General features: G+C 53.1%; 25 protein-coding genes. All 25 read left to right on the top strand.

Features of this window, described 5'->3' with window-relative positions:
• The first annotated feature begins 18 nt into the window (after positions 1 to 18).
• The 25 genes from queA to P159_RS0111295 all read left to right on the top strand — a co-directional run bounded on the left by queA (position 19) and on the right by P159_RS0111295 (position 22,584).
• Positions 19 to 1,095: a tRNA preQ1(34) S-adenosylmethionine ribosyltransferase-isomerase QueA gene (queA, locus tag P159_RS0111415; RefSeq protein ID WP_029544170.1), complete on the top strand. Its 1,077-nt coding sequence runs from the start codon at positions 19 to 21 to the stop codon at positions 1,093 to 1,095.
• A gap of 62 nt (positions 1,096 to 1,157) precedes the next feature.
• Positions 1,158 to 3,017 carry an excinuclease ABC subunit UvrC gene (uvrC, locus tag P159_RS0111410; protein ID WP_029544168.1) on the top strand — a complete coding sequence of 620 codons (1,860 nt, stop codon included), beginning with the start codon at positions 1,158 to 1,160 and terminating at the stop codon, positions 3,015 to 3,017.
• Positions 3,001 to 3,864 (top strand): PHP domain-containing protein, encoded by an 864-nt coding sequence (locus P159_RS0111405; protein WP_029544167.1) that lies wholly within the window; start codon positions 3,001 to 3,003, stop codon positions 3,862 to 3,864. The genes uvrC and P159_RS0111405 overlap by 17 nt, the downstream gene beginning before the upstream one ends.
• Positions 3,865 to 3,932: 68 nt before the next feature.
• Positions 3,933 to 4,091: a rubredoxin gene (locus P159_RS0111400; RefSeq protein WP_029544165.1), complete on the top strand. Its 159-nt coding sequence runs from the start codon at positions 3,933 to 3,935 to the stop codon at positions 4,089 to 4,091.
• 183 nt (positions 4,092 to 4,274) lie between these two features.
• Positions 4,275 to 5,147, top strand: coding sequence for a phosphoribosylaminoimidazolesuccinocarboxamide synthase (locus tag P159_RS0111395; protein ID WP_029544163.1), 873 nt, complete (start codon positions 4,275 to 4,277; stop codon positions 5,145 to 5,147).
• A gap of 77 nt (positions 5,148 to 5,224) precedes the next feature.
• On the top strand, positions 5,225 to 5,710 hold the full coding sequence (gene purE / locus P159_RS0111390) for a 5-(carboxyamino)imidazole ribonucleotide mutase (RefSeq protein ID WP_029544162.1): 486 nt from the start codon (positions 5,225 to 5,227) through the stop codon (positions 5,708 to 5,710).
• Between the two features lie 53 nt (positions 5,711 to 5,763).
• Positions 5,764 to 7,203 (top strand): amidophosphoribosyltransferase, encoded by a 1,440-nt coding sequence (purF, locus tag P159_RS0111385; protein WP_029544160.1) that lies wholly within the window; start codon positions 5,764 to 5,766, stop codon positions 7,201 to 7,203.
• A 59-nt stretch (positions 7,204 to 7,262) separates the two neighbouring features.
• The gene (gene purM / locus P159_RS0111380; protein WP_029544159.1) at positions 7,263 to 8,315 is read left to right on the top strand and encodes a phosphoribosylformylglycinamidine cyclo-ligase; all 1,053 of its coding nucleotides are present in this window, start codon (positions 7,263 to 7,265) and stop codon (positions 8,313 to 8,315) included.
• Positions 8,308 to 8,934: a phosphoribosylglycinamide formyltransferase gene (gene purN / locus P159_RS0111375; RefSeq protein ID WP_029544157.1), complete on the top strand. Its 627-nt coding sequence runs from the start codon at positions 8,308 to 8,310 to the stop codon at positions 8,932 to 8,934. The genes purM and purN overlap by 8 nt, the downstream gene beginning before the upstream one ends.
• Positions 8,935 to 9,540 carry a hypothetical protein gene (locus P159_RS0111370; protein WP_029544155.1) on the top strand — a complete coding sequence of 202 codons (606 nt, stop codon included), beginning with the start codon at positions 8,935 to 8,937 and terminating at the stop codon, positions 9,538 to 9,540.
• Positions 9,537 to 10,817, top strand: coding sequence for a phosphoribosylamine--glycine ligase (purD, locus tag P159_RS0111365; RefSeq protein ID WP_029544153.1), 1,281 nt, complete (start codon positions 9,537 to 9,539; stop codon positions 10,815 to 10,817). The genes P159_RS0111370 and purD overlap by 4 nt, the downstream gene beginning before the upstream one ends.
• 245 nt (positions 10,818 to 11,062) lie before the next feature.
• The gene (locus P159_RS0111360) at positions 11,063 to 12,298 is read left to right on the top strand and encodes an OFA family MFS transporter (protein WP_051650323.1); all 1,236 of its coding nucleotides are present in this window, start codon (positions 11,063 to 11,065) and stop codon (positions 12,296 to 12,298) included.
• Positions 12,299 to 12,417: 119 nt separating this feature from the next.
• A complete protein-coding gene (locus P159_RS0111355) occupies positions 12,418 to 12,798 on the top strand; it encodes a PH domain-containing protein (protein WP_029544149.1) in 381 nt (126 codons plus the stop codon).
• A 3-nt stretch (positions 12,799 to 12,801) separates the two neighbouring features.
• Positions 12,802 to 13,554, top strand: coding sequence for a nickel pincer cofactor biosynthesis protein LarC (larC, locus tag P159_RS0111350; protein WP_029544147.1), 753 nt, complete (start codon positions 12,802 to 12,804; stop codon positions 13,552 to 13,554).
• Positions 13,555 to 13,690: 136 nt separating this feature from the next.
• A complete protein-coding gene (locus P159_RS0111345; protein ID WP_029544145.1) occupies positions 13,691 to 13,942 on the top strand; it encodes an IreB family regulatory phosphoprotein in 252 nt (83 codons plus the stop codon).
• A complete protein-coding gene (ruvX, locus tag P159_RS0111340) occupies positions 13,939 to 14,367 on the top strand; it encodes a Holliday junction resolvase RuvX (RefSeq protein WP_029544142.1) in 429 nt (142 codons plus the stop codon). Before P159_RS0111345 ends, ruvX begins: the two co-directional genes overlap by 4 nt.
• A gap of 62 nt (positions 14,368 to 14,429) precedes the next feature.
• The gene (locus P159_RS0111335; RefSeq protein WP_029544141.1) at positions 14,430 to 14,753 is read left to right on the top strand and encodes a DUF1292 domain-containing protein; all 324 of its coding nucleotides are present in this window, start codon (positions 14,430 to 14,432) and stop codon (positions 14,751 to 14,753) included.
• A gap of 72 nt (positions 14,754 to 14,825) precedes the next feature.
• The gene (mltG, locus tag P159_RS0111330; protein ID WP_051650322.1) at positions 14,826 to 15,959 is read left to right on the top strand and encodes an endolytic transglycosylase MltG; all 1,134 of its coding nucleotides are present in this window, start codon (positions 14,826 to 14,828) and stop codon (positions 15,957 to 15,959) included.
• A gap of 18 nt (positions 15,960 to 15,977) precedes the next feature.
• Positions 15,978 to 16,592: an O-methyltransferase gene (locus P159_RS0111325; protein WP_051650321.1), complete on the top strand. Its 615-nt coding sequence runs from the start codon at positions 15,978 to 15,980 to the stop codon at positions 16,590 to 16,592.
• Positions 16,592 to 17,818, top strand: a complete 1,227-nt coding sequence (locus P159_RS0111320) for a U32 family peptidase C-terminal domain-containing protein (RefSeq protein ID WP_029544135.1) — start codon at positions 16,592 to 16,594, stop codon at positions 17,816 to 17,818. Before P159_RS0111325 ends, P159_RS0111320 begins: the two co-directional genes overlap by 1 nt.
• Positions 17,819 to 17,849: 31 nt before the next feature.
• On the top strand, positions 17,850 to 18,134 hold the full coding sequence (locus tag P159_RS0111315; RefSeq protein WP_029544133.1) for an acylphosphatase: 285 nt from the start codon (positions 17,850 to 17,852) through the stop codon (positions 18,132 to 18,134).
• Positions 18,135 to 18,146: 12 nt separating this feature from the next.
• The gene (gene aroQ, locus P159_RS0111310) at positions 18,147 to 18,584 is read left to right on the top strand and encodes a type II 3-dehydroquinate dehydratase (protein ID WP_029544131.1); all 438 of its coding nucleotides are present in this window, start codon (positions 18,147 to 18,149) and stop codon (positions 18,582 to 18,584) included.
• Positions 18,585 to 19,043: 459 nt separating this feature from the next.
• Complete coding sequence (locus P159_RS20675; RefSeq protein ID WP_318253639.1) at positions 19,044 to 19,466, top strand: 4'-phosphopantetheinyl transferase superfamily protein; 423 nt, start codon at positions 19,044 to 19,046, stop codon at positions 19,464 to 19,466.
• 91 nt (positions 19,467 to 19,557) lie between these two features.
• Positions 19,558 to 20,928 carry an FAD-dependent oxidoreductase gene (locus P159_RS0111300; protein ID WP_318253638.1) on the top strand — a complete coding sequence of 457 codons (1,371 nt, stop codon included), beginning with the start codon at positions 19,558 to 19,560 and terminating at the stop codon, positions 20,926 to 20,928.
• Positions 20,929 to 20,979: 51 nt separating this feature from the next.
• Positions 20,980 to 22,584 carry a C69 family dipeptidase gene (locus tag P159_RS0111295; protein ID WP_051650319.1) on the top strand — a complete coding sequence of 535 codons (1,605 nt, stop codon included), beginning with the start codon at positions 20,980 to 20,982 and terminating at the stop codon, positions 22,582 to 22,584.
• Positions 22,585 to 22,665: the final 81 nt, after the last annotated feature.

Raw genomic sequence — 22,665 nt, 5'->3', positions numbered from 1 at the left:
AAAAGAAGGATTTTAAGCATGTTATTATCAGATTTTGACTACGACCTGCCGGAAGAGCGCATTGCCCAGACTCCCATAGAGCCACGCAATGCCTCCCGGCTCATGGTACTGAACCCTCAGGATAAATCTATCCAGCATAAGCATTTCTACGACCTCAAGGAATTTTTGGTGCCCGGTGATACCCTTATCTTCAATGACACCCGCGTGCTGCCTGCTCGCCTGATTGGCCATCGTGCCCAGACTGGGGGCAAGGTGGAGGTCTTCCTGCTGCGCCGCATAGATGCCACCCATTGGGAAACTCTGGTGAAGCCCGGCAAGAAGGCCCGCCCCGGCAACGAGATTGAATTCAGTGAGGAACTTTCCTGCGTGGTTACTGACCATACGGACTTCGGCGGCCGCATTGTGGAATTCAAGTTTGACGGCATTTTTGAAGAGATCCTTGACAGGCTGGGAGAGACTCCTCTGCCGCCCTATATCCATGAGAAGCTGGAGGATAAGGAACGCTACCAGACGGTTTACAATCGTGAGGAGGGTTCCGCTGCCGCTCCCACGGCAGGCCTGCACTTCACCAAGGAACAGATGCAGGAACTGAAGGACATGGGCATCAACCTGGGCTTTGTGACCCTTCATGTAGGTCTGGGCACTTTCCGTCCCGTCAGCACGGAAAAAATCGAAGAACATGAGATGCACAAGGAATATTATTCCATTCCCCAGGAGACAGCAGACCTGATCAAGCAGACCAAGGAAGCTGGGCACCGTGTCATCGCCGTGGGCACTACTTCTATCCGCACCCTGGAATCTGCCGCCACGGCCAAAAATGAGATTGCAGGCAAGAGCGGCTGGACCCAGATCTTCATCTATCCCGGCTATGACTTCAAGATCGTAGACGCTATCATCACCAATTTCCACCTGCCCAAGTCCACTTTGATTATGCTGATAAGTGCTTTTGCGAACCGCAAATTTATTTTGGAGGCTTACAAGACGGCAGTGGAAGATAAATACCGGTTCTTCTCTTTTGGTGATGCAATGTTCATATCCGGACCTCAGACTGAAGCAGATCGGGAAAGAGACGTTGCAGAACTAAGGGAAAAGTAAGCTGTTTTGCCCTTGCTTTGCACGTATTTGCTGTTCGTGCCTATGTACTGGAGTAACAGAAAATGACTGAAATAGTGGAAGAAAAACTGAAGCTTTTGCCGGACAGCCCCGGGGTCTACCTTATGAAGAACGAACAGGGCAGGATTATCTATGTAGGCAAGGCCGTGGTGCTGAAGAACAGGGTACGGCAGTATTTCCAGAGCAATAAGAACCACTCTCCCAAGGTGCGGGCCATGGTATCCCATATTGCGGATTTTGAGACCATCATGACCGGCACTGAGGTGGAGGCTCTGATCCTGGAATGCAACCTCATCAAGAAGCACCGCCCCCATTACAATATCAGCCTCAAGGATGACAAAAGCTATCCCTATGTGAAGGTCACGGTGCAGGAGGAGTTTCCCCGTGTTTTCATCACCCGCCGGCTGACCAGGGATGGCTCCCGCTATTTCGGTCCCTATACCAATGCCACGGCTGTGAAGGACAGCCTGAAGCTTTTGCGCAGGCTGTTTCCCCTGCGTACCTGCAAGCACCTGCAGGACAGGCCCTGTTTGGAATTCCATATCAAGCGCTGCCTGGCTCCCTGTGTGGGAAACGTCTCTGAAGAAGACTATCGGGTTATGATCAAGGCGGTGCTGCTGTTTTTGGAAGGCCGCACGGATGAGGTGGAAAAGGAGCTCACTTTCCGCATGGAAAAGGCAGCAGAGGATTATAATTTCGAGCTGGCTGCCAGGCTGCGCGACCAGCTGCTGGCTGTGCAGAAGGTGGCGGAAAAGCAGAATATCATCACGGGGGCGGGGGACCAGGATGCCATCGGACTGGCCCGCTCTGAAATGGGTGTCTGCGTGGAGATTTTCTTCATACGCAGCGGCAAGATGATAGGCCGGGAGCATTTCCTGCTGGGAGGCAGCGAGGAAGAAAAGGATGAAGATATACTGCTGGCTTTCATGCAGCAGTATTATCATAGAGCTGCCTTCGTGCCGCGGGAGATACTGCTTCCTTTGGAGATTCCTGCTGAGGAGCAGCTGCTGCTGGAAGAATGGCTGACGGAGAAGAAGGGCAAGGCCCAGGTGCATCTTATCCGTCCCCAGCGCGGCACCAAGCGGGACATCGTCTCCATGGCCGCCAGCAATGCCGAGAAATACCTGCAGGACGAGGCAGCCAAGCTCAAGCAGGCCAATGAGCAGACCATGGGAGCGGTGCGGGAACTGGGGCAGTACCTGGGATTGTCGAAGCTGCCCAACCGCATGGAATGTTTCGATATTTCCCATATACAGGGCTCCGAAACTGTGGCTTCCATGGTGGTCTTCGAAGGCGGGCTGCCCAAAAAGGAGGACTACCGCCGCTTCAAGATCCAGAGCACCGAAGGCAAGCCTGATGACTTCCTTTCCATGAGGGAGGTCACCACCCGCCGTTATGTGGGGCTGCCAGAGGAAGAACTGCCGGATCTTATCGTCATTGACGGCGGCAAGGGACAGCTTTCCTCTGCTTTGGAAATCATCAGGCAGCAGGCAGGGCATCTGCAGGTGCCGGTGGTAGGTCTGGCCAAGCAGTTTGAACTGGTATTCAGGGAAGGTGAGAGCGAACCCGTGGTGCTGCCGCGGCACAGCCAGGCACTCTACCTTATCCAGCGCATCCGTGATGAAGCTCACCGCTTTGCCATCACTTATCACAGGAAACTTCGAGGCAAGCGCAATATGGTGTCTGTGCTGGACCATATCGTAGGCATCGGCCCCAAGCGCAGGCAGGCCCTTTGGGCTCATTTCGGCAGTTTGGCAAAAATCAAGGCGGCGGGAGTGGAGGAACTGGCCTCTGCTCCCGGCATGAACAGGCCTGCAGCAGAGGCCGTGCATAATTTTTTCCTCATGCAGCAGAAGCTGATAGAGGGCAAGGGAAAGGACAATCAAGTTGGAGAAGATAATTGACCTGCATGTGCATTCCTATATTTCAGATGGCAGCTACAGCCCCGCAGGGCTGGCTGAGCTGGCAAAAGAGCGGGGGGTGGCGGCCTTTGCCCTGACGGACCACGACAGCATGCTGGGGTGCCAGGAGGCGGCTGAGGCTGCTGCTTCCTGCGGTGTGGGCTTTATCAACGGCATGGAGCTCAGCGCTGATTTTGAGAGCCATAAGGTGCATATCGTGTGCCTGGGCTTTGACCCTGAGCACCCTTCCTTCCGAAAACTCTATCAGAAAGTGCGCGGCATCAAGGAAGCCAGGATTCCTGAGATGATAGATTTTGTCCGGGATAAGGGCATTGACATTTCCCTGGAGAAAGTGCGTCCCTTTGCCAGAGGCAATGTGGACAGGTATGCCCTCATGCGCTTCATGGTATCTCTGCACATGTATGAAAGGGCCCAGCCCATCTGGGACAATTTCCTTGACCCTGCTGCCAGGGAACTGGGGATAAATGTCAATATCACTGCTGAGGAAGCCCTGCCTTTGCTTCACGAAGCAGGGGCAGTTACGTCCCTGGCTCATTTCCATAAGGCTATCGGTCTAAAGGGGCTTGAACGCCACGAGCAGGAGCAGGCTATCCTGCGCCTGCATGAGATGGGGCTGGACGGCATGGAGCGTTTTTATCCCAACTACACCGCCGAGGACGAGGCTTTTGCCGCCTATATGATAGACAAGTACAGCCTGCTGCCCACCGGCGGCACGGACTTCCATGGCACGAACCGCCCCGGCATTGAACTGGGAACAGGGATTGAGGGCAGGATGCAGGTGCCTTATAGTTATTTTGAGCAGATAACTGCCCTGACCAGGCAGGAATAAGACCTCTCTATGAAGAAGATACCAATTAAAGAAAGTCTGTTGATGGTATCTGAATAGGAGGGCCTGTTATGAAGGTATGGGTTTGCTCAGTATGCGGCTGGATTTACGATGAGGCAAAGGGAGATGCGGATTACGACCTGGCTCCCGGCGTGAAGTTCGAGGATTTGCCGGAGGATTTTGTCTGCCCCTTGTGCGGCGTAGGCAAGGATCAGTTTGAAGAACAGTAGGAATATCATGATTTTCTGGGGACGCCTGAGGGCGTCCTTTTTTGCTGTAAAGTTTTATTTGTCAGACGATTTTTGAATGCAAGGACATATGTCCCTTTTTATTGACAGAGAATGGATTTGCATATATTATGGGAGAGTAGCCAAGTTAATCACTCATTAGAGAAGGGGAGACGATCTAAGCTCATGAAAGAGTACAAACCGTTCAAATCCGGCAAGGTCCGCGAAATCTATGACCTGGATGATAGCCTGGTATTGGTGGCCACTGACCGCATTTCGGCCTTTGACCATATCCTTGAGAACGATATTACGGACAAGGGTGCTATCCTCACCCAGATGTCCAGGTTCTGGTTTGATTTCACCAGCGATATCCTGCCGAACCATGTGCTTTCCACGGACACGGCAGATTTGCCGGAGTTCTTCCAGAAGGATGAGTTCCAGGGACGCACTACCAAGTGCCGGAAACTCAAGATGATTCCCATGGAATGCATTGTGCGTGGCTACATCACCGGCAGCGGCTGGGAAAGCTATCAGGAAAACGGCACTGTCTGCGGTATCAAGCTGCCTGCCGGTCTCAAAGAGTCCCAGCAGCTTCCTGAGCCCATTTTCACCCCCAGCACCAAGGCTGAACTGGGTGACCATGACGAGAACGTAACCCTGGAGCAGGGCGCAGCCTGCGTAGAGAAAGTCTTCCCCGGCCATGGTCAGGAATATGTGGAGAAAATCCGCGACTACACCATTGCCATCTACAAGAAGTGCGCCGAGTACGCCAAGTCCAAGGGCATCATCATCGCTGATACCAAGTTTGAGTTCGGCGTGGACGAGGAGGGCAACATCGTCATTGGTGACGAGATGCTGACTCCCGACAGCTCCCGTTTCTGGCCTCTTGAAGGCTATGAAGCAGGCCATGGACAGCCTTCCTATGACAAGCAGTTCGTTCGTGACTGGCTGAAGGCTAATCCTGACAAGGGCTATAAGCTTCCCCAGGACATCATTGACAAAACTATTGCCAAGTACAAGGAAGCCTATAAGATGCTGACTGGCAAGGATTTCAACTGAGAAACTTGAGAGAATGACTGTGGGACCGGGGCACCCGGTCCTGCGGTATGTGCATATATTGAAGGAGGCGGAGCGAAGTGAAGACAGCTATTCTGATGGGCAGTGATTCCGACTGGCCAATCCTGAAGCCTGCAGTAGAGGTTCTGAAGCAGTTTGGCATTGAGCCCGTGGTGGAAGTAGCATCTGCCCACCGCACCCCGGACAAGGTCCGCAATTTCGTCACCAAGGCTGTCGAGGACGGCGTAGGTGTGTTCATTGTGGCGGCAGGAGCGGCTGCCCATCTGGCCGGAGTGGTGGCAAGCTATACCACCAGGCCTGTTATTGGTGTGCCCATCAATGCTACTCCTCTGAACGGCATGGATGCCCTGCTTTCCACTGTGCAGATGCCCTCTGGCGTGCCGGTAGCGACTATGGCAGTCAATGGCGCCAAGAATGCAGCTATCCTGGCAGTGGAGATTTTTTCTGTGGCTGATGCCGCCCTCCAGCAGAAGCTGGCTGATTATCGCGAGGAAATGGTACAAGGTGTAGAGAAGAAGGCAGCCCGTGTAGCTGCACAGCTTTAAGCTGCGCGCTGGCGGACTGTTTTTGTATTATTTGAAAGAGAGAACTGTAGAACATGTATGAAAATGACTGCGCATTAAAACCCCAGTGGCATGAGGAATGCGGTGTCTACGGCGTTTATTCACGCACAGAAGACGTATCTACCATGACCTATCTTGGTCTGTATGCCCTGCAGCACCGCGGCCAGGAAAGTGCCGGCATTGCCATTACGGATGGTGCCTGGATGGATGTTTCCCGTGGCATGGGCCTGGTGAACGAAGTTTTCCGCCATCAGGTTCCCCACATGGAGAATCAGACCATTGCCATTGGCCATGTCCGTTATTCCACCACGGGCTCCAGCCTGCTGGCCAACACCCAGCCTTTGCTGGTGAATTACGCCAGAGGCAAGATTGCCCTGGCTCATAACGGCAACCTGACCAATGCTGCTGCTATCCGGGCTGATCTGGAGGAGCAGGGCACCATTTTTCAGACTTCCATTGATTCCGAGGTCTTTGTGAATCTCATTGCCCGCTCCCGTCAGGAGACCATTGAGGAAAAGATCATCGAGAGCCTCAAGCAGATCAAGGGGGCTTACTGCCTTACCATCATGACGGAATCCAAGCTCATCGGGGCTCGTGACCCTCAGGGCTTCCGTCCTCTTTGCCTGGGCAAGACCGAGGAAGGCAGCTATATCCTCTCTTCCGAGAGCTGCGGTCTGGACGTGGTGGGGGCGGAGTTTATCCGCGATATCCTGCCCGGAGAGATGGTGGTAATCGATGATGAAGGGGTGAAATCCTTCCCCTTTGCCACCGAGGAGAAGAAAGCGTCCTGCGTTTTTGAATACATCTACTTTGCCCGTCCTGATTCTGTCATTGACGGCCAGAGCGTACACGAAGCCCGTTTCATGATGGGCAGGCAGCTGGCCAGGGAGTCCGGTTTCAAGGGTGATGTGGTCATCTCCGTGCCCGATTCCGGCACCACGGCTGCCACGGGCTTTGCCTACGAGTCAGGCATTCCCTTCATGGAAGGGCTCATCAAGAACCGCTATATCGGCCGCACCTTTATCCAGCCCACCCAGAAGAAGCGCGATACGGCAGTGAAGCTGAAGCTCAACGCCATCAGCGCTGCTGTGAAGGGCAAGTCCGTCATCATGGTGGACGACAGCATCGTGCGCGGCACCACCAGCGGCAAGATCGTGAAAATGCTGAAGGATGCGGGAGCAAAAGAAGTGCACATGTGCGTTTCCAGTCCTCCCATTGGTTATCCCTGTTACTATGGCATAGATACTTCCATTCGCAAGGAACTCATCGCCGCCACCAAGAGCGTGGAGGAGATCCGCCAGTTCATTGGCGCCGATTCCCTGCATTTCCTTTCCCTGGAGGGGTTGAAGAAGTGCATGATGGATGTGCATCCTGAGGATATGTGCTATGCCTGCTTCAACAAGGCTTATCCCATTGAAGATGGGGAAAAGCCCGCTGGCAACAGCAAATATGTCTTTGAGCATCCCAAGTGCTGAGGATGACGATTTTTCGTGGATAGCTGAAACTTGAGCATTAGAGGAGTTTTTGATTGCCAATGACTGAGAAACTTACATATAAAGATGCAGGCGTGGATATTGATGCTGGTAACCGCAGCGTACAGCTTATCAAAGACAGCGTGAAGGCCACCTATCGTCCTGAGGTGTTGGGGGATTTGGGCGGCTTTGGCGGGCTTTTTGCCCTGCAGGCGGCAAATTACAAGGAGCCTGTGCTGGTATCCGGCACGGACGGTGTGGGCACCAAGCTGCGCCTGGCTTTCATGCTGGACAAGCATGATACCATCGGCCAGGATGCGGTGGCCATGTGCGTGAACGATATCCTGGTGCAGGGGGCCGAGCCACTCTTTTTCCTGGACTACCTGGCTGTGGGCAAGCTTGATCCCGAGCAGGTGGCAGATGTGGTGAAGGGTGTGGCCAGCGCCTGCCGCGAGTCCGGCTGCGCCCTGATTGGCGGTGAGACGGCTGAAATGAACGGCTTCTACCCTGAAGGTGAGTATGACATTGCCGGCTTTGCCGTAGGCGTGGTGGAAAAATCCAAGCTGATTACCTCTGAGAAGGTCAAAGAAGGGGATATCCTGCTGGGACTGCCCAGCTCTGGCGTCCATTCCAACGGCTACTCCCTGGTGCGCAAGATTGTCTTTGAGCACAAGGGCTTCAAGGGCGATGAGTATATTGAGGAACTGGGCAAGACCATCGGCGAGGAGCTACTGACTCCCACCCGCCTCTATCCCCAGTCCTGCCTGCCCCTGCTGAAGGAATTCGACCTGCACGGTTTGGTGCATATCACCGGCGGCGGTTTCTACGACAATATTCCCCGTGCCCTGCCAGAGGGACTGGCTGTGGAAGTCAATGCCGAAGCCTGGCAGGTGCCTCCCATTTTCAAGCTGCTGCAGCAGTGGGGCAATGTGGACTGGCCTGAGATGTACCGTACCTTCAACATGGGCATTGGCATGGTGCTCATTGCCAGCATAGATGAGGCTGAGAAGATTGAAGCTTTCCTGGCTGCCCGGGGCGAGACGGTTTATGAGATTGGCCGGGTAGTGAAGGGCAATCACGATGTGACCATCAAAGGCGGGGTGTTCCGTGGCTGAGAAGGAAAAACTGGGAGTCCTCTGCTCAGGCCGGGGCACGGACCTGCAGTCCATCATTGATGCCATCGGCCGCGGAGAGGTAGAGGCAGAGGTTGCCGTTGTCCTTGCAGACAAGCCTGAGGCCTTTGCGCTGGAAAGGGCCAGGAAGGCCGGCATCAAGGCGGTATGTGTGAATCGCAAGCATTACGAGGGGCGGGAGCCTTTTGAGGAAGCTCTCATCAAGGAGTTGGAGGAAGCCGGAGTCACCCTGGTGGTGCTGGCAGGCTTCATGCGCATCCTGACGCCGCTTTTTGTCAGGCATTTTGCAGGGCGCATCATGAACATACACCCTGCACTCCTGCCAAGTTTCCCGGGGGCCCATGCCCACAGGGATGTGCTGGCCTACGGCGTGAAGGTCAGCGGCTGCACGGTGCACTTTGTGGATGAGGGGACGGATTCGGGTCCCATCATCATGCAGGCCGCTGTGCCGGTGCTGCCGGGGGATACGGAAGAAACTCTGGGGGCACGGGTGCTGGAACAGGAACATATCATCTACCCCAAATGCGTACAGCTTTACTGCGAAGGCAGGCTCAAGGTTGAAGGTCGTCATGTGCATATCATAGAAGGAGAAAAGGCTTAAATGAAAATCAAGCGCGCGCTGATCAGCGTTTCCAATAAGAATGGTGTTGTGGAACTGGCTAAAAGGCTTCATGCTGCAGGGGTGGAAATCATCTCCACCGGCGGCACTATGAAGTCTATCAAGGAAGCGGGCATTCCCGTGACCTATGTGAGCGATGTGACGGGCTTCCCCGAGATCATGGATGGCAGGGTCAAGACCCTGAATCCCTTTATCCACGGCGGCATCCTTTCTGTTCGTGACAATCAGGAGCACCTCAATCAGATGCAGGAGCATGGCATCAAGGGCATCGACCTGGTGGTGGTGAACCTCTATCCCTTCAAGGAGACTATTGCCAAGCCCGGTGTGGAGTTGGCTGAAGCTATTGAAAACATCGATATCGGCGGTCCTGCCATGATCCGTGCAGCTGCCAAGAACTTCAAGTTCGTCACCATTGTCACCAACCCTGCCCGCTATGAGGAGGTGGCAGCTCAGGTGGAAGCCGACGGCGAAGTCAGCGACAGCCTGCGCATGGAACTGGCTCAGGAAGCTTTTGCCCATACTGCCGACTATGATACGGCTATCAAGGATTATCTGGCCAAGGTCATCAAACAGGGGGAGAAGGCATGAATATCCTGGTAATCGGCGGCGGCGGCCGTGAGCACACCCTGGCCTGGAAACTTGCCCAGAGCCCCAGGGTGGAGCAGATTTTCGCTATCCCCGGCAATCCTGGCATGGCGAAGGTAGCCCAGTGCGTAGAGGGCATTTCCCTGGACAACAACGAGATGATCGTGGCCTTTGCCCAGCAGGCAGCTATTGACATGGCAGTGGTAGGGCCGGAGGCGCCACTTACCCGTGGCCTGGTGGATGCTCTGGAGGAAGCTGGCATTCCCGCCTTTGGCCCCAGTCAGGCAGCGGCAGAGCTGGAGGGTTCCAAATCCTTTGCCAAGGCCATGATGGAAAAATATCACATTCCCACGGCCAAATTCAAGGTCTTCACCAAGGCCGAGGAAGCCCGTGACTATGTGAAGGATCAGGGGGCTCCCATTGTCATCAAGGCAGACGGTTTGGCAGCCGGAAAGGGGGTAGTGGTAGCCCAGACGGTGGAGGAAGCTATTTCCGCCGTCAACAATATCATGGAAGGAAATTCCTTCGGCAATGCAGGCAGCCGCGTGGTCATTGAGGAGTGCATGGTGGGAGAGGAAGCTTCGCTGCTGGCCTTCACAGACGGCGAGACCATCGTCCCCATGATCAGCTCCCAGGACCACAAGCGGGCCTATGACGGGGACAAGGGCCCCAACACAGGCGGTATGGGCACCTATGCTCCCGCACCGGTCATGACTCCTGACATGGTGGAGATTGCTGTTGAGAAGGTGCTGAAGCCCATCATCGCAGGCATGAAGGCCGAGGGTCGTCCCTACAAGGGCTGCCTCTATGCCGGCCTGATGATTACGGCAGAAGGTCCCAAGGTGGTGGAGTTCAACGCCCGTTTTGGCGACCCGGAGACCCAGGTGGTGCTGCCGCTCTTGAAGAGCGATCTGGCGGAAATCATGCTGGCCTGCTGCGAGGGAAAACTGGACCAGCAGGAAATCCAGTGGTCCGACGGGGCGGCTGTCTGCATAGTGCTGGCTTCCGGCGGCTATCCCGGCAGCTATATGAAGGGTGCGCCTATCCATGGCCTGGAGGAAGCTGAAGCGGCAGGCACCATGGTTTTCCATGCCGGTACGGCAGAAAAAGACGGCAAGATTGTCACCAGCGGCGGCCGTGTGCTGGGCGTGGTGGCAGAGGCTGAGAATATCAAGGCAGCTGTGGATAAGGCTTATGCAGGAGTGGAGAAGATCCATTTCCAGGGTGTGCAGTACCGCAAAGATATCGCCCACAGGGCCCTGGAAAGAATGCAGGGGTGATTGACCCTTCCAGGCAGCAAAATTTGATTGCTATTTTTTGCCTTTGATGATATACTGATAGCGAAAACAGCATACAGGCTTTCCATGGCTGACGGTTCAGCAGAGTTCACTGCATGCCGTGGGAAGCTTTACAAGCCGACCGTCTGGGCGAGAAGTTCCTGCCCAGGCGGTCTTTTGCGTGTTGGCAGAAATCCTTTGAGTTTTTGGGGCAGAGCTTCTTGAGTTTCGTGAAAGGAAGGTTTCCTATGAGAAATCGCTGGCTCATTGCCCTGTCTGCCATCGGTCTTCACATCTCCATTGGCAGCGTCTATGCCTGGAGTGTGCTCACCAAGCCCATGATGATGGAAATGGGAGCAACCTTGAAGGAAGTCACCTGGGTGTTCTCTATTGCCATCCTCTTCCTTGGCCTTTCTGCAGGATTCCTGGGCAGTTTCGTGGAGAAAATTGGTCCCAGGAAAAGCGGTCTGCTTGCTACTTGCTTCTTTGGTGCTGGCATGCTGGGAACAGCCCTGGCTATTTATCTGCACAGCCTGCCCCTGCTGTATCTTTTTTATGGCTGCATCGGCGGTGTGGGGCTGGGAGTGGGCTATATCACGCCAGTGTCTACGCTGGTGAAGTATTTCCCCGGCCACAGGGGATTTGCTACGGGACTTGCCATCATGGGCTTCGGCTTTGCTGCCCTGTTGGCCGGGCCTTTGATGCAGCACCTTTCCGCAGTTTATGGCCTGGTCAATAATTTCATCATCATGGGGCTTTCTTATATGGTCGTGATGGCGGCTTCCTCCCTTTATCTGAAGCCGCCTGTTCTGGAAGTTCCGAAGCATCAGATAAGCCAGAGACAGCATGGACTTACTGCTCCGGAAGCTGTGAAGACCTGGCAGTTTGGGGCACTTTGGTGGATCTTCTTCGTGAATATCACCTGCGGCATCGGTCTTTTGGCAGTGGCTTCACCCATGGCTCAGGAGGTAGTTGGCATGGAGGCTTCTGAGGCAGCTTCCATGGTAGGCATTATCGGCCTCCTCAATGGAGCAGGGCGCATTTTCTGGTCCAGCATCTCAGATTTCCTGGGCCGCGCTGTTACCTATGCCCTGTTCTTTGCCATAGAGATCCTGGCTTTTGGTCTTTTGGCTCAGACAAATGAGGCACTGATGTTCCAGGCTTTGGTATTTTTGATCATCACCTGCTATGGGGGTGGTTTTTCCTGCATGCCGGCGTATCTTTCTGACCTCTTTGGTACCCGTCAGCTCAGCGCCATACACGGCCGCATCCTCACTGCCTGGGGGATGGCTGGCCTGGCAGGCCCCACGCTTATTGCTGTGTTCAGGGAAAGCACCAGCGGTTATGGTGCAACCTTGTATTTCTTTGCTGGCTGCTTTGTGCTGAACTTGCTCATAGCCCTGCTGCTGAAAGCAAGAGGGCAGTCCGGGGAGGATTTTGTCATTCTTCCTGCCCCGCCTCGTGTTGGCAAGAATAATTGCTGAGAAGGCGGTCCTATCCTGACAGAACCTGCTTCCTGCCGGAGTATTTCGCGGCAGGGAGCAGGTTTTTTGCCTTAGTGAAGCGAATTCATACCATATACACAGAAAGGGAGGCAGATAAGATGGGACTTTTCAGCGGGCTTATGGGCAACGCGGCTAAGACAAGTGTTGAAGAGGTAAAGGAAGACTACGGCAAACTGTTGGGGAAGAATGAGGAAGTCCTCCAGGCATACCAATGGGTCAGGGACCTGATGATCTTTACTGATTTCAGGCTGATTTTGGTAGATATACAGGGAGCCACCGGCAAGAAAGTGGAATACCATTCCATTCCCTATAAGAGCATCCGTCATTTTGCAGTAGAGTCAGCAGGCCACTTCGACCTGGAGGCGGAACTGAAGATCTGGGTAGCCAGCATGGGCACAGAGCCGCTGGTGTATACCTTCAGCAAAGATGCCGATGTTTACAGTGTGCAGGCACTTTTGGCTGAGTGCGTAGGCAGGTGAATCATGAAGGCGATATATTTGGACTGTTTTTCCGGCATCAGCGGCAATATGCTGCTGGGAGCGTTCCTGCAAAGCGGGGTCCCTTTTGAATATCTGAATGATGAGCTGCAGGAATTGGGGCTTCATGATGAATATGAACTAAAGGCGAATACGGTGAGCAAGAACGGCATTGCCGCCGTGTATGTGGAAGTGCTGACGAAAGAACAGCATGGGCGGGACGGATCCCATGAGGATGGGCATCATCACCATTCCTGGGGGGAAATCTGCAAATTGATAAGAGGGTCGGGCTTGACAGAGAAGGTCAGGGACCTCAGTTGCGGGATCTTTGGGACTCTGGCTGCGGCTGAAGGAAAGATCCATGGCATGAATGTCGATGATGTTGTTTTCCATGAAGTGGGGGCTTTGGATTCCATCGTGGATATTGTGGGCAGCGCTATCTGCCTGGAATATCTTGATATTGAAAAAGTCCTGGTATCACGCATCAATACCGGCAGCGGTTTTGTGCGTTGTGCTCACGGCCTGATACCTGTGCCTGCGCCTGCCACGGCAGAATTGCTATTAGGATTGCCAACTTATCACAAGGGGGCTGAGAGAGAACTGACAACTCCTACAGGAGCTGCGTTCCTGAAGAGCCTGGCCTCTTATGAGGAAAGCCTGCCGGTAAATTTCAAGACAGAAAGCATCGCCTATGGTGCCGGGACCTGGGATCTGGAAATCCCAAATGTGCTCAGGATGTATTTTGGAGAACTTCTGTGACAACGTGCTGATGATTTTTGTACCTGTTCTGGCAGGAATTTTCTTTTATAAGATTCTTCAGGCCGCTTTGTCATAAGCGGTCTGTTTGTGGTAAAATACCCATAAGAGTGTTTTTGACAGGAAGGCAGGTATGGATATGGTTAGTCAGGAAACAATGATGTTCAAGTTCGGCAATGATGAAAACAAGGCAGAGACGGTTATCCGCAATGCTTGTGCCGCCATGGAGGAAAAGGGGTACAATCCCATCAATCAGCTGGTAGGCTACCTTCTCTCCGGGGACCCCGCTTATGTTACCAGCCACAATGATGCCCGCAGCAAGATTCGCTCCCTGGAGAGAGATGAGCTGCTGGAAGAGTTGGTGCGCGCTTATCTGGAGAAGAAAGAATGAAGAGATATTTAGGACTTGATATCGGCGACCGTACCATAGGCATTGCAGCCAGTGATCTCTTAGGGCTTACGGCACAGGGCGTGGAGACCATCCGCCGTACGGATATGGAGTCGGATATCAGGCGCCTGGGAGAACTGATGGAGCAGTATGAGACGAAATCCTTGGTTTCAGGCTATCCCAAGAATATGAATGGCACCGAAGGAGAACGGTGTGAATTTGTGAAAGAATTCATGGCAGAGGTACAGAAGACTTACCCCGATACGGAAGTGTTTTTCTGGGATGAACGCCTTTCTACGGTAGCGGCCACCCGTTCCCTGCTTGAGGCAGATGTGTCCCGCAGAAAGCGCAGAAAGGTCATTGACAAGATGGCAGCTGTGTTTATCCTGCAGGGGTTCCTTGACAGTCCCCAGGCCCGCAAGGGTTGACAAGCAGGTTTTGATTACGTTAAAATGCAGGTATTGGATTTAGAATAGGAGAGGTGATTATCATGTCCGATAAAGAAAAAGATATGCAGGAAGAAGAAAAAGTTGTCTGCTTCGAAGATGAAGATGGCAACGAGTACTACTACCAGGAAGAAATGATCATTCCTGTAGGTGACCAGAAATATGCTCTTCTGGTAGGCATCCATGATGATGAGCACGAGCATGGCTGCGGTTGCGGCTGTGGCTGTGAAGATGATGAGGATGTGATTATCGCCAAGATCATCAAAGGCGATGATGGTGAAGATGAATACGTTGAGCCCACTGACGAAGAGTTTGAAGCTGTAGAGAAGGCTTACAACGCATTAGTAGATGAAGCTGAAAAGGAATAAGGGCTAAGACGGTAGGAGAGCTGCCATCCATAAGGATGGCGGCTCTTTCATGTAAAGATGGGAGAGATGGGCATGGAACCAAAGCTGCCTAAGGATGGAGCGGAGGATATCTTTGGCAGAATCATGGGGCATATTGAAGCATTTGGCGGCTGGCTGAAGGACTCTGAGGGGACGAAAAAACTGGAGGAACTGTCAGATAAGCTGACCTGGAAGCGCTGGGCAGTCATTGCCATTGCCCTTCTTTCTTTTTCCATGGTATTCCTGTATCTTATCTTTGGTACGGATGGCAGCAGGCAGGCAGCCTTTGACCCACAGGAAAAGGTTTATATCACGGTGAAGCCAGGTATGGATGCTGATGCCATCGCCAGACAGCTGTTGGAACATGGCATTATAGACAGCAAGTTTTCCTTCTGGTGGCAGGTGAAGACCGGCGGCCTCCAGGACAAATTTAAGGCTGGCACGTATCTTATGCATCCCGGCATGCAGACAGAAGATGCGATTGCCAAGCTGATTTCCGGAGAAACCACCACTATCAAGTTCACCATTCCCGAGGGCTTCGGCATCAAGGAAATCGCCGAGAGGCTTTCCCATGAGGGACTGGCAGATGAGGAAAAATTCCTGAAGCTGGCTAAAGATTATGCTCCTTATGACTATGTAGAACGCAGGGAAAATGCCCGCTATGCGGCAGAGGGGTTCCTCTTTCCTGACACCTACGAAATCCATTCAGATGTGTCGGAAAAGGATATCATGGATATGATGGCCCAGGATTTTGACCAGCGGCTTACGAAAAAACTGCGGGACAGGGCTGAGGAAATGCATCTTTCCATCTATGATTTGGTTACGTTGGCCTCACTGGTAGAAAAAGAAGCCAGATATGACGAAGACAGGCCCATCATTGCCCAAGTGTTTTTCAAGCGGCTGCGCATTGGCATGCCCCTGCAGTCGGATACTACCCTGCAGTATTTGCTTGATGCCCCCAAGGAAGATGTGAGCATTGCCGATACGAAGATAGATTCGCCGTACAACACATACCAGCATGACGGACTGCCCCCGGGGCCCATTGCCAGTCCCGGCATGGCGGCTATTGAAGCGGTGCTCTATCCTGCCGATACGGACTATCTCTATTTCGTGGCAGACCGCCAGGGACATAACCACTACTCGAATACTTATGCGGAGCACCTGGCTATAGTGGATCAGGTGCGATAGGATAAAGGAAGAAAGAATTTGGACGAACTTTTGCGGGAAATGGAGGCTTATGCCCAGAGGGAGCGGGTGCCCATCATCAACGAGAAGGGCAGGGAAGCCTTTATCCGCCTGATTGAAGAAAATAAGCCCCACAGAGTGCTGGAAATAGGCACTGCCATCGGCTACTCAGCCCTGCTGCTGGCATGCCATGGGGCGGAGGATATCCGTATCACCACCCTGGAGCTTTCGGAGGAAAGGGCGGAGGCTGCCAAAAGCTATTGGGGGAAATCGCCCCATCGGGAGCGCATGGAACTGCATATTGGCGATGCGGGAGAAATTCTATCTTGTTTGGTGCCTCCTCAGCAAGGCTTTGATTTCGTCTTCATTGATGCTGCCAAGGGCCAGTATGTGGACTATTTCCGCAAAGTGCAGCCACTGTTGGCTGAAAAGGCGGTAATCGTGGCAGATAATGTGCTCTTTCGCGGCTATGTGCTTGGAAAGGAAAAACCGCCCAGACGCTATAAGACCATTGTGAAAAGATTGCGGGAGTATCTTGACCTGGTACAGCATACCCCGGGCTTCAGAACGGAAATACTGGAAAACGGTGACGGTTTGGCCGTTACCTATATAGATACGACGGAGGAAAGAATTTGATTTTGAAGAAACCGGAGCTTTTAGCCCCAGCCGGCAATATGGAGAAGATGAAGATGGCCCTGCTCTACGGAGCAGACGCTGTGTATTTGGGGGGCAAGTCCTACGGACTCAGAGCCCTGGGGGGGAATTTCACCAGGAATGAGCTCAAGGAAGCTATGGAATTTGCCCACGGTCTGGGCAAAAAGGTCTACGTGACGGTGAATATCTTCCCTCATAATGCGGATTTAGAGGATTTGCCTGACTATCTGCGCTATCTGGCTGAAATAGGCACGGACGCCCTGCTGGTGGCTGATTTGGGACTTTTCCGCCTTTGCCAGCAGGTTATCCCGGAGATGGAACTTCATATCAGCACCCAGGCCAACAATACCAACTGGGCTACCGTCAACGCCTGGCATGAGCTGGGGGCGAAAAGGGTGGTGCTCGCCAGGGAGATGAGCCTTAAGGAAGTCGGCACCATCAGGGAGAAAACCAAGGCAGACCTGGAGATGTTCGTGCATGGTGCCATGTGCATTTCCTACTCAGGACGCTGCCTGCTCAGCAACTATTTCACGGGCAGGGATGCCAACCGGGGCGCCTGTGCCCAGTCCTGCCGCTGGAAGTATGCGCTGGTGGAGGAAACACGTCCCGGCAAGTACTTTCCCATTGAGGAAGACGACAGGGGCAGCTACATCATGAACTCCAAGGATATGTGCCTGCTGCCTCATTTGAAGGATGTCATTGAAAGCGGTGTGGACAGCCTGAAGATTGAGGGGCGCATGAAGAGCGTCCACTATGCTGCCAGCGTCACCAAGGCCTATCGACTGGCCATTGACAGCTATTTTGAGGATCCGGAACATTTTGAGATCAGGCAGGAATGGCTGGATGAATTGGAGAAAGTATCCCATAGGCCTTATACCACAGGTTTTTACTATCATCAGCCTGATGCTGATGACCAGATTTATGGCACTTCTTCCTATATCCAGACCTCTGACTTTGTGGGGCTGGTGCTCTCCTACGACGAAGCCACGGGCTATGCTACGGTGGAGCAGCGCAACAATATGAAGAAGGGGCAGGAACTGGAAATCTTCCAGCCCAGGGGAGAGGGCTTCCGCCAGGAGCTTTCGGATATGCTGGATGAAGAGGGGCAGCCCATAGAGGTGGCGCCTCACCCCCAGCAGATTGTCAGGATTCGCATGGCAAGGCCTGTAGAGCCTTACACCATACTCAGAAGGGATGTGCAGGGGTAACCCTGTAAAAAGAAAAGGGGAGTGTTTGAAAATGGAAGAAACTGTACGTTATTTTGCCAAGGCATCTGGCAGGGTCCAGGGGGTAGGTTTCCGCATGTATGTGCGGGAAAATGCCAGCAAGCTGGGAATCCGTGGCTGGGTCATGAACATGAGCGACGGCACAGTGGACATGGAGGTGCAGGGGCCTTCAGACAAAGTTGACAAGCTCTTTGAGATTATTCAGGCAGGGAACTATTTCATCAAGGTGACGGAATTCCACATAGAAAAGCAGAATCCCGTCCTGCCGCCGGAGAATGGTTTTTCGATAAGATACTGAGGAGGTGTGATGATGGCGAATGTCTTGGTGCTTCACGGACCTAATCTGAATCTTTTGGGAACCCGCGAGCCGGAAATCTATGGTTCCAATACACTGGAGGATATCAATGAACTCTTGAGAAAGCGGGCTGAAGAGGCCGGGCTGGGCATAGATTTCCTGCAGTCAAACCATGAGGGAGTATTGGTGGATGCAGTCCAGGGGGCGCGTGGCAAGTATGACTATATCATCTTCAACGCTGCTGCCTTCACTCACTACAGCATTGCCCTGCGGGATGCCATCGCTGCCGTGGAAGTGCCGGTGATAGAGGTGCATATATCCAATATCCATAAGCGTGAAGAGTTTAGGCACGCTTCTGTATTGGCTCCAGTAGCTTTGGGACAGATTTGCGGCTTGGGCGTTGCCAGTTATCTGGCAGCTTTGGAGGCCATCATCTTCAAGCTCAAGGCATAACAAAAAACATAATGGCAAAGCAGGACATTTTTGGGAGACTTTCTCGAAAATGTCCTTTTTGCTTGATTTTCACTTTGTGGGCAGAAAAGCATAAGCAGCAGGTAAATTAGAATCTTTATAGAATAGACAAGCATGGTGATTGTGGCAATTTTTATGGGGTGAGGAAAAATAAAACCAAAAATACTTTCATCAGAGGAAATTGTGATGGTGACGCTCCTCCCTGTGGGGAAATTGCGGCCTTGGCTGCATCAGGCAAGGGAAATCATTTCCGCTGAAAGGCATCAAAAGATGTTGTCATACAGGCAGGAAGAAGACCGCTTGCGGAGCTTTGGCGCCGCCCTGTTGCTGAGACAAGTGTCTGAGGGGCGGCCGATATACTATACGGCAGCGGGAAAGCCCTATGCCCCTGGCTGCAGTTTCAGTTTGTCACATGGGGGTGATTATGCAGGTTTGGCCGAAGTGAAGCCTGATATATCAGTGGGGCTGGATATTGAGAAGATGATGGGACCGGTTGAAGAATGGGCCGGTGCGGCTCTGGCTGATGAGGAATATCAATATTTATCTTCTTGTGAAACAAATGCTGAAAAAACGAAAATGTTCTACAGGCTTTGGACCAGGAAAGAAAGCTTGCTGAAGTGCGAAGGCCGTGGTTTCATGGTTGAACCTGGACAGATCTGTACGCTGCCCCTGGATCGTGCAAATGGGATTTCTTACTTTGGGGATGTCTATGGTATCAGCAGCCTGGAGTGGCAGGGGCATATCTTGTCAGTAGCTTTGGCAGGGAAGATTCCACGCATATTGGTGCGGGAGATAACAAATATTGGGGGGTACTTACGTGAAAAACATGGAAATGTCTTTGGGAATTCCTGTTTTCATGCGTAATTTAATGAAAATGACTGAACTGGCAGCTGGGGCATTAGCCTGCGGTGCAACAGGTGCAGTCACAGGAAAGGAGGAGGCCGATTTGCTTGCAGTGTCAGGCAAAACTATCAAGTATGCTGGCAAAGACATTCCCTTGCTTTTTTCGGTGGATGTCTGCGTAGCAGGCGGTGGACCCTCTGGCACAGCGGCAGCCGTCAGTGCCGGGAGAAACGGTGCAAGAACCGTATTGATAGAACGTGGCGTTGCCCTGGGGGGCCTGGCAGTGCTGGGGTGCGTATATCCCTTTATGGACACCCATGCACCAGACAGCGATACACCTTATGTGACAGAAGTGAAGGACAGGCTGCGCAGGCACGGCATTGAGCCATTTGATGGGGTGACCAGGCAGACCTGGCACAATCCTGAGACCCTCACCCTTATCTATGATGAAATGTGTGAAGAATCGGGGGTGGAAATTCTCTATCAGACGGTGTTGGTGGATACGATAAGATCCGACCATAGGATCACTGCAGCCGTTGTGCAGACCATCGCGGGTTTGGCTGCTATTCAGGCTAAGACATTCATTGATGCTACCGGAGATGCCTATCTTGCGCGCTCAGCAGGAGTTCCTCATGAGCGGGGATATGAAAAGACAGGCAACAACCAGCCGTTATCTTTCCGCTTTGAAATGGGCGGCATTGACGTGGAGCGGCTATACCGTCATGTGGCGGTGGAGCTTGACGAGGACTGGTGCAAGTCCAAGCCGCCTTACTTTGAGATTGCCGAAGCCATGCACAGGAAGCAGCGCTACAAGCTGGAAGCGCTGATGGCAAAAGGAGTTGAAACTGGGGAAATCACCCAGGAAGAAGCGGAATACATGCAGGCTTACACTATCATTGGCAAGAATGGGGTCATGAGCATGAACTGTCCTGAATTGCCTGTGCGCTTTTCCGCAACAGATCCCGTATCATACAGCAAGGCTGTCTCTTTTGGCCGCAAAATGATGCACCATATTGCCTCCTACCTTATCCGTCATCTGCCAGGCTTTGAACACGCCTTTATCAGCCGTGAGGCTGCCATGCTGGGCGCCAGGGAATCATGGCGTATACGCGGAAAGTATTACTTGGTGGAAGATGATTACCATAGCCAGAGCCGTTTCCATGATGCTGTCTGTCGCACAGCCTGGTTCATTGATGCCCACGGTGAGAAAGTCTCGGAGAAACTGCCCCAGGGCGGCTTCTATGAGATTCCCTATCGTTCACTGGTGACAAATGAGATTGAGAACTTGATTGTGGCAGGGCGCTGCATCAGCGCCAGCTTCATATTGCAGGCATCTATGCGCATTCAGCCCACCTGCATGAGCATTGGGGAGGCTGCGGGCATTGCGGCGGCCTGGGGGATAACGCACAAGTTTGAAGCCAATGAGGTGCGTTGGGAGGATATTCCCGCGACAGATAGAAGTTATGTCAGCGTAGAAGCATAATATGCGGCATATTTCCAAGAGTAGGAGTTAGTTTGCAGGAGGTCAAGGAAAATGAAATCGAAAAGGAGAGTTTTTATTTCCCTGTTGCTGGGCGCCCTCTGCCTGGCGCCTGTGGGGGCCCAGGCTTGCACCACGACTATCGTGACTAAGGGGGCTTCTGCTGATGGCAGCGTCTTTGTCAGCCATTCCAATGATTCCTTTGACAGTGACCCCAATATAGTCTATGTGCCTGCCAAGGACCATGAAGCAGGGGAGATGCGCCAGGTTTATCCGGCTGCCATAGCCTTTGATGAGATGCCGGACTATGCCTGCTATGCCAATCCCCGCCTGGTAGCGCCGGAGAGGGCGGCTGGCTACGACTATCCTGGCAGGGAAAAGACGAAGCCGCTGGGGGAGATACCTGAGATTTCCCACACCTATGCGTATATCGATAGCGACTACGGGGTGATGAATGAGCACGGCCTGATGCTGGGAGAATGCACCAATAACTCTGCTCATCTGGAATATTTGGAGCCAGGAGAAGGCAGGGGAATCTTTTATGCCTCAGAGCTGGGGCGGGTAGCTCTCGAGCGTTGCCGCACGGCACGGGAAGCCATCAACCTCATGGGAGAGATGATAGACGAACACGGCCTTTGGGGCACGGGAGAAACCTTGCTGGTGGCAGATAAAGACGAGGGCTGGGTGCTGGAAATGCAGCCCACTCCTTCGGGCAAGGGAGGTTTCTGGATTGCCCAGAAGGTGCCCGATGGAGAGTTTTTCGTGGCAGCCAATCAGTTCCGTATCCGTGCTATCAGGCCGGGAGCAAGGGACCAGATTTTCAATCCTGGCTTGCCCGAGAAGCTGAAAGAAGCTGGCTGGGCTGCCTATGACAAAGACGGAAATATGGATTGGGTACTCTCCATGCAGGCCGTGGAGGATTTCCATCCCTATTTTGCCCTGCGGCGTGTCTGGCGGGCACTTTCGCTGGCAGCAGCTTCGGCAAATCTTCCTGCCAGGGTGGAGAACTGGGATACGGAAAGCTACCCTTTCTCCATTCGTCCGGACCATCGCCTTACTGTGCAGGAGGTCATGAACCTTCATCGGGATGCCTATGAGGGTACGGAATTTGACCGCCGCAAGGGGGAAAGTGCAGGGCTCTTTGCTTCTCCTTATCGTCATGCCAGCAAGCCCAAGTGGGAACGTTCCATCACTGCCACCAATATCGCTTATGCCTGGATAACCCAGGCTCGTGCTGATTTGCCCTGTCCCCTTTTCTGGCTGGCCATGAATGCCCCGGCTGAAAGCGTGTACCTGCCCTTGGCGGTAGCTCCTTTGCCAGAAGCATACAGCGGCAATGACCGCAAGAATTATGACCAGGATAAGGCCTGGTGGATTTCCGGGCAGGTGACCACTCTGACCCGTGGCTATTACAGTGCCCTTTCCCCACAAGTGCGGGAGGCAGCTTTTCAGGAAGAACAGCGGGGGATAAAGCTGGTAAATGAAGCTGCCGGCATGTCAGCTGAAGCTTTTGCCAGGACTTTGAATAAAAATGCTGTCCGTGCCCTGTCAGACTGGAAGGTGCTTTACGGAAAGCTCTTGAGCAACAGCGATTGCGGCCATTACCTCAAGTATGACGAGTCCTATCAGCCCAAAGATGATAATGTCACAGAGTACTGAGCGGCTTATGGTGGGCAAGCAGGAAAAAGATTGACAACAGGCGGAGGTGCCAAATGGCGCTTCCGCTTATGTATTGTGTGT

Origin of the sequence: Selenomonas sp. AB3002 (assembly GCF_000702545.1) — a bacterium.
Taxonomy (GTDB): Bacteria; Bacillota; Negativicutes; order Selenomonadales; family Selenomonadaceae; genus Selenomonas_B; species Selenomonas_B ruminantium_A.
Note: the sequence above shows the minus strand (reverse complement) of the source record. Positions and strands in the feature narration are given on the sequence as shown.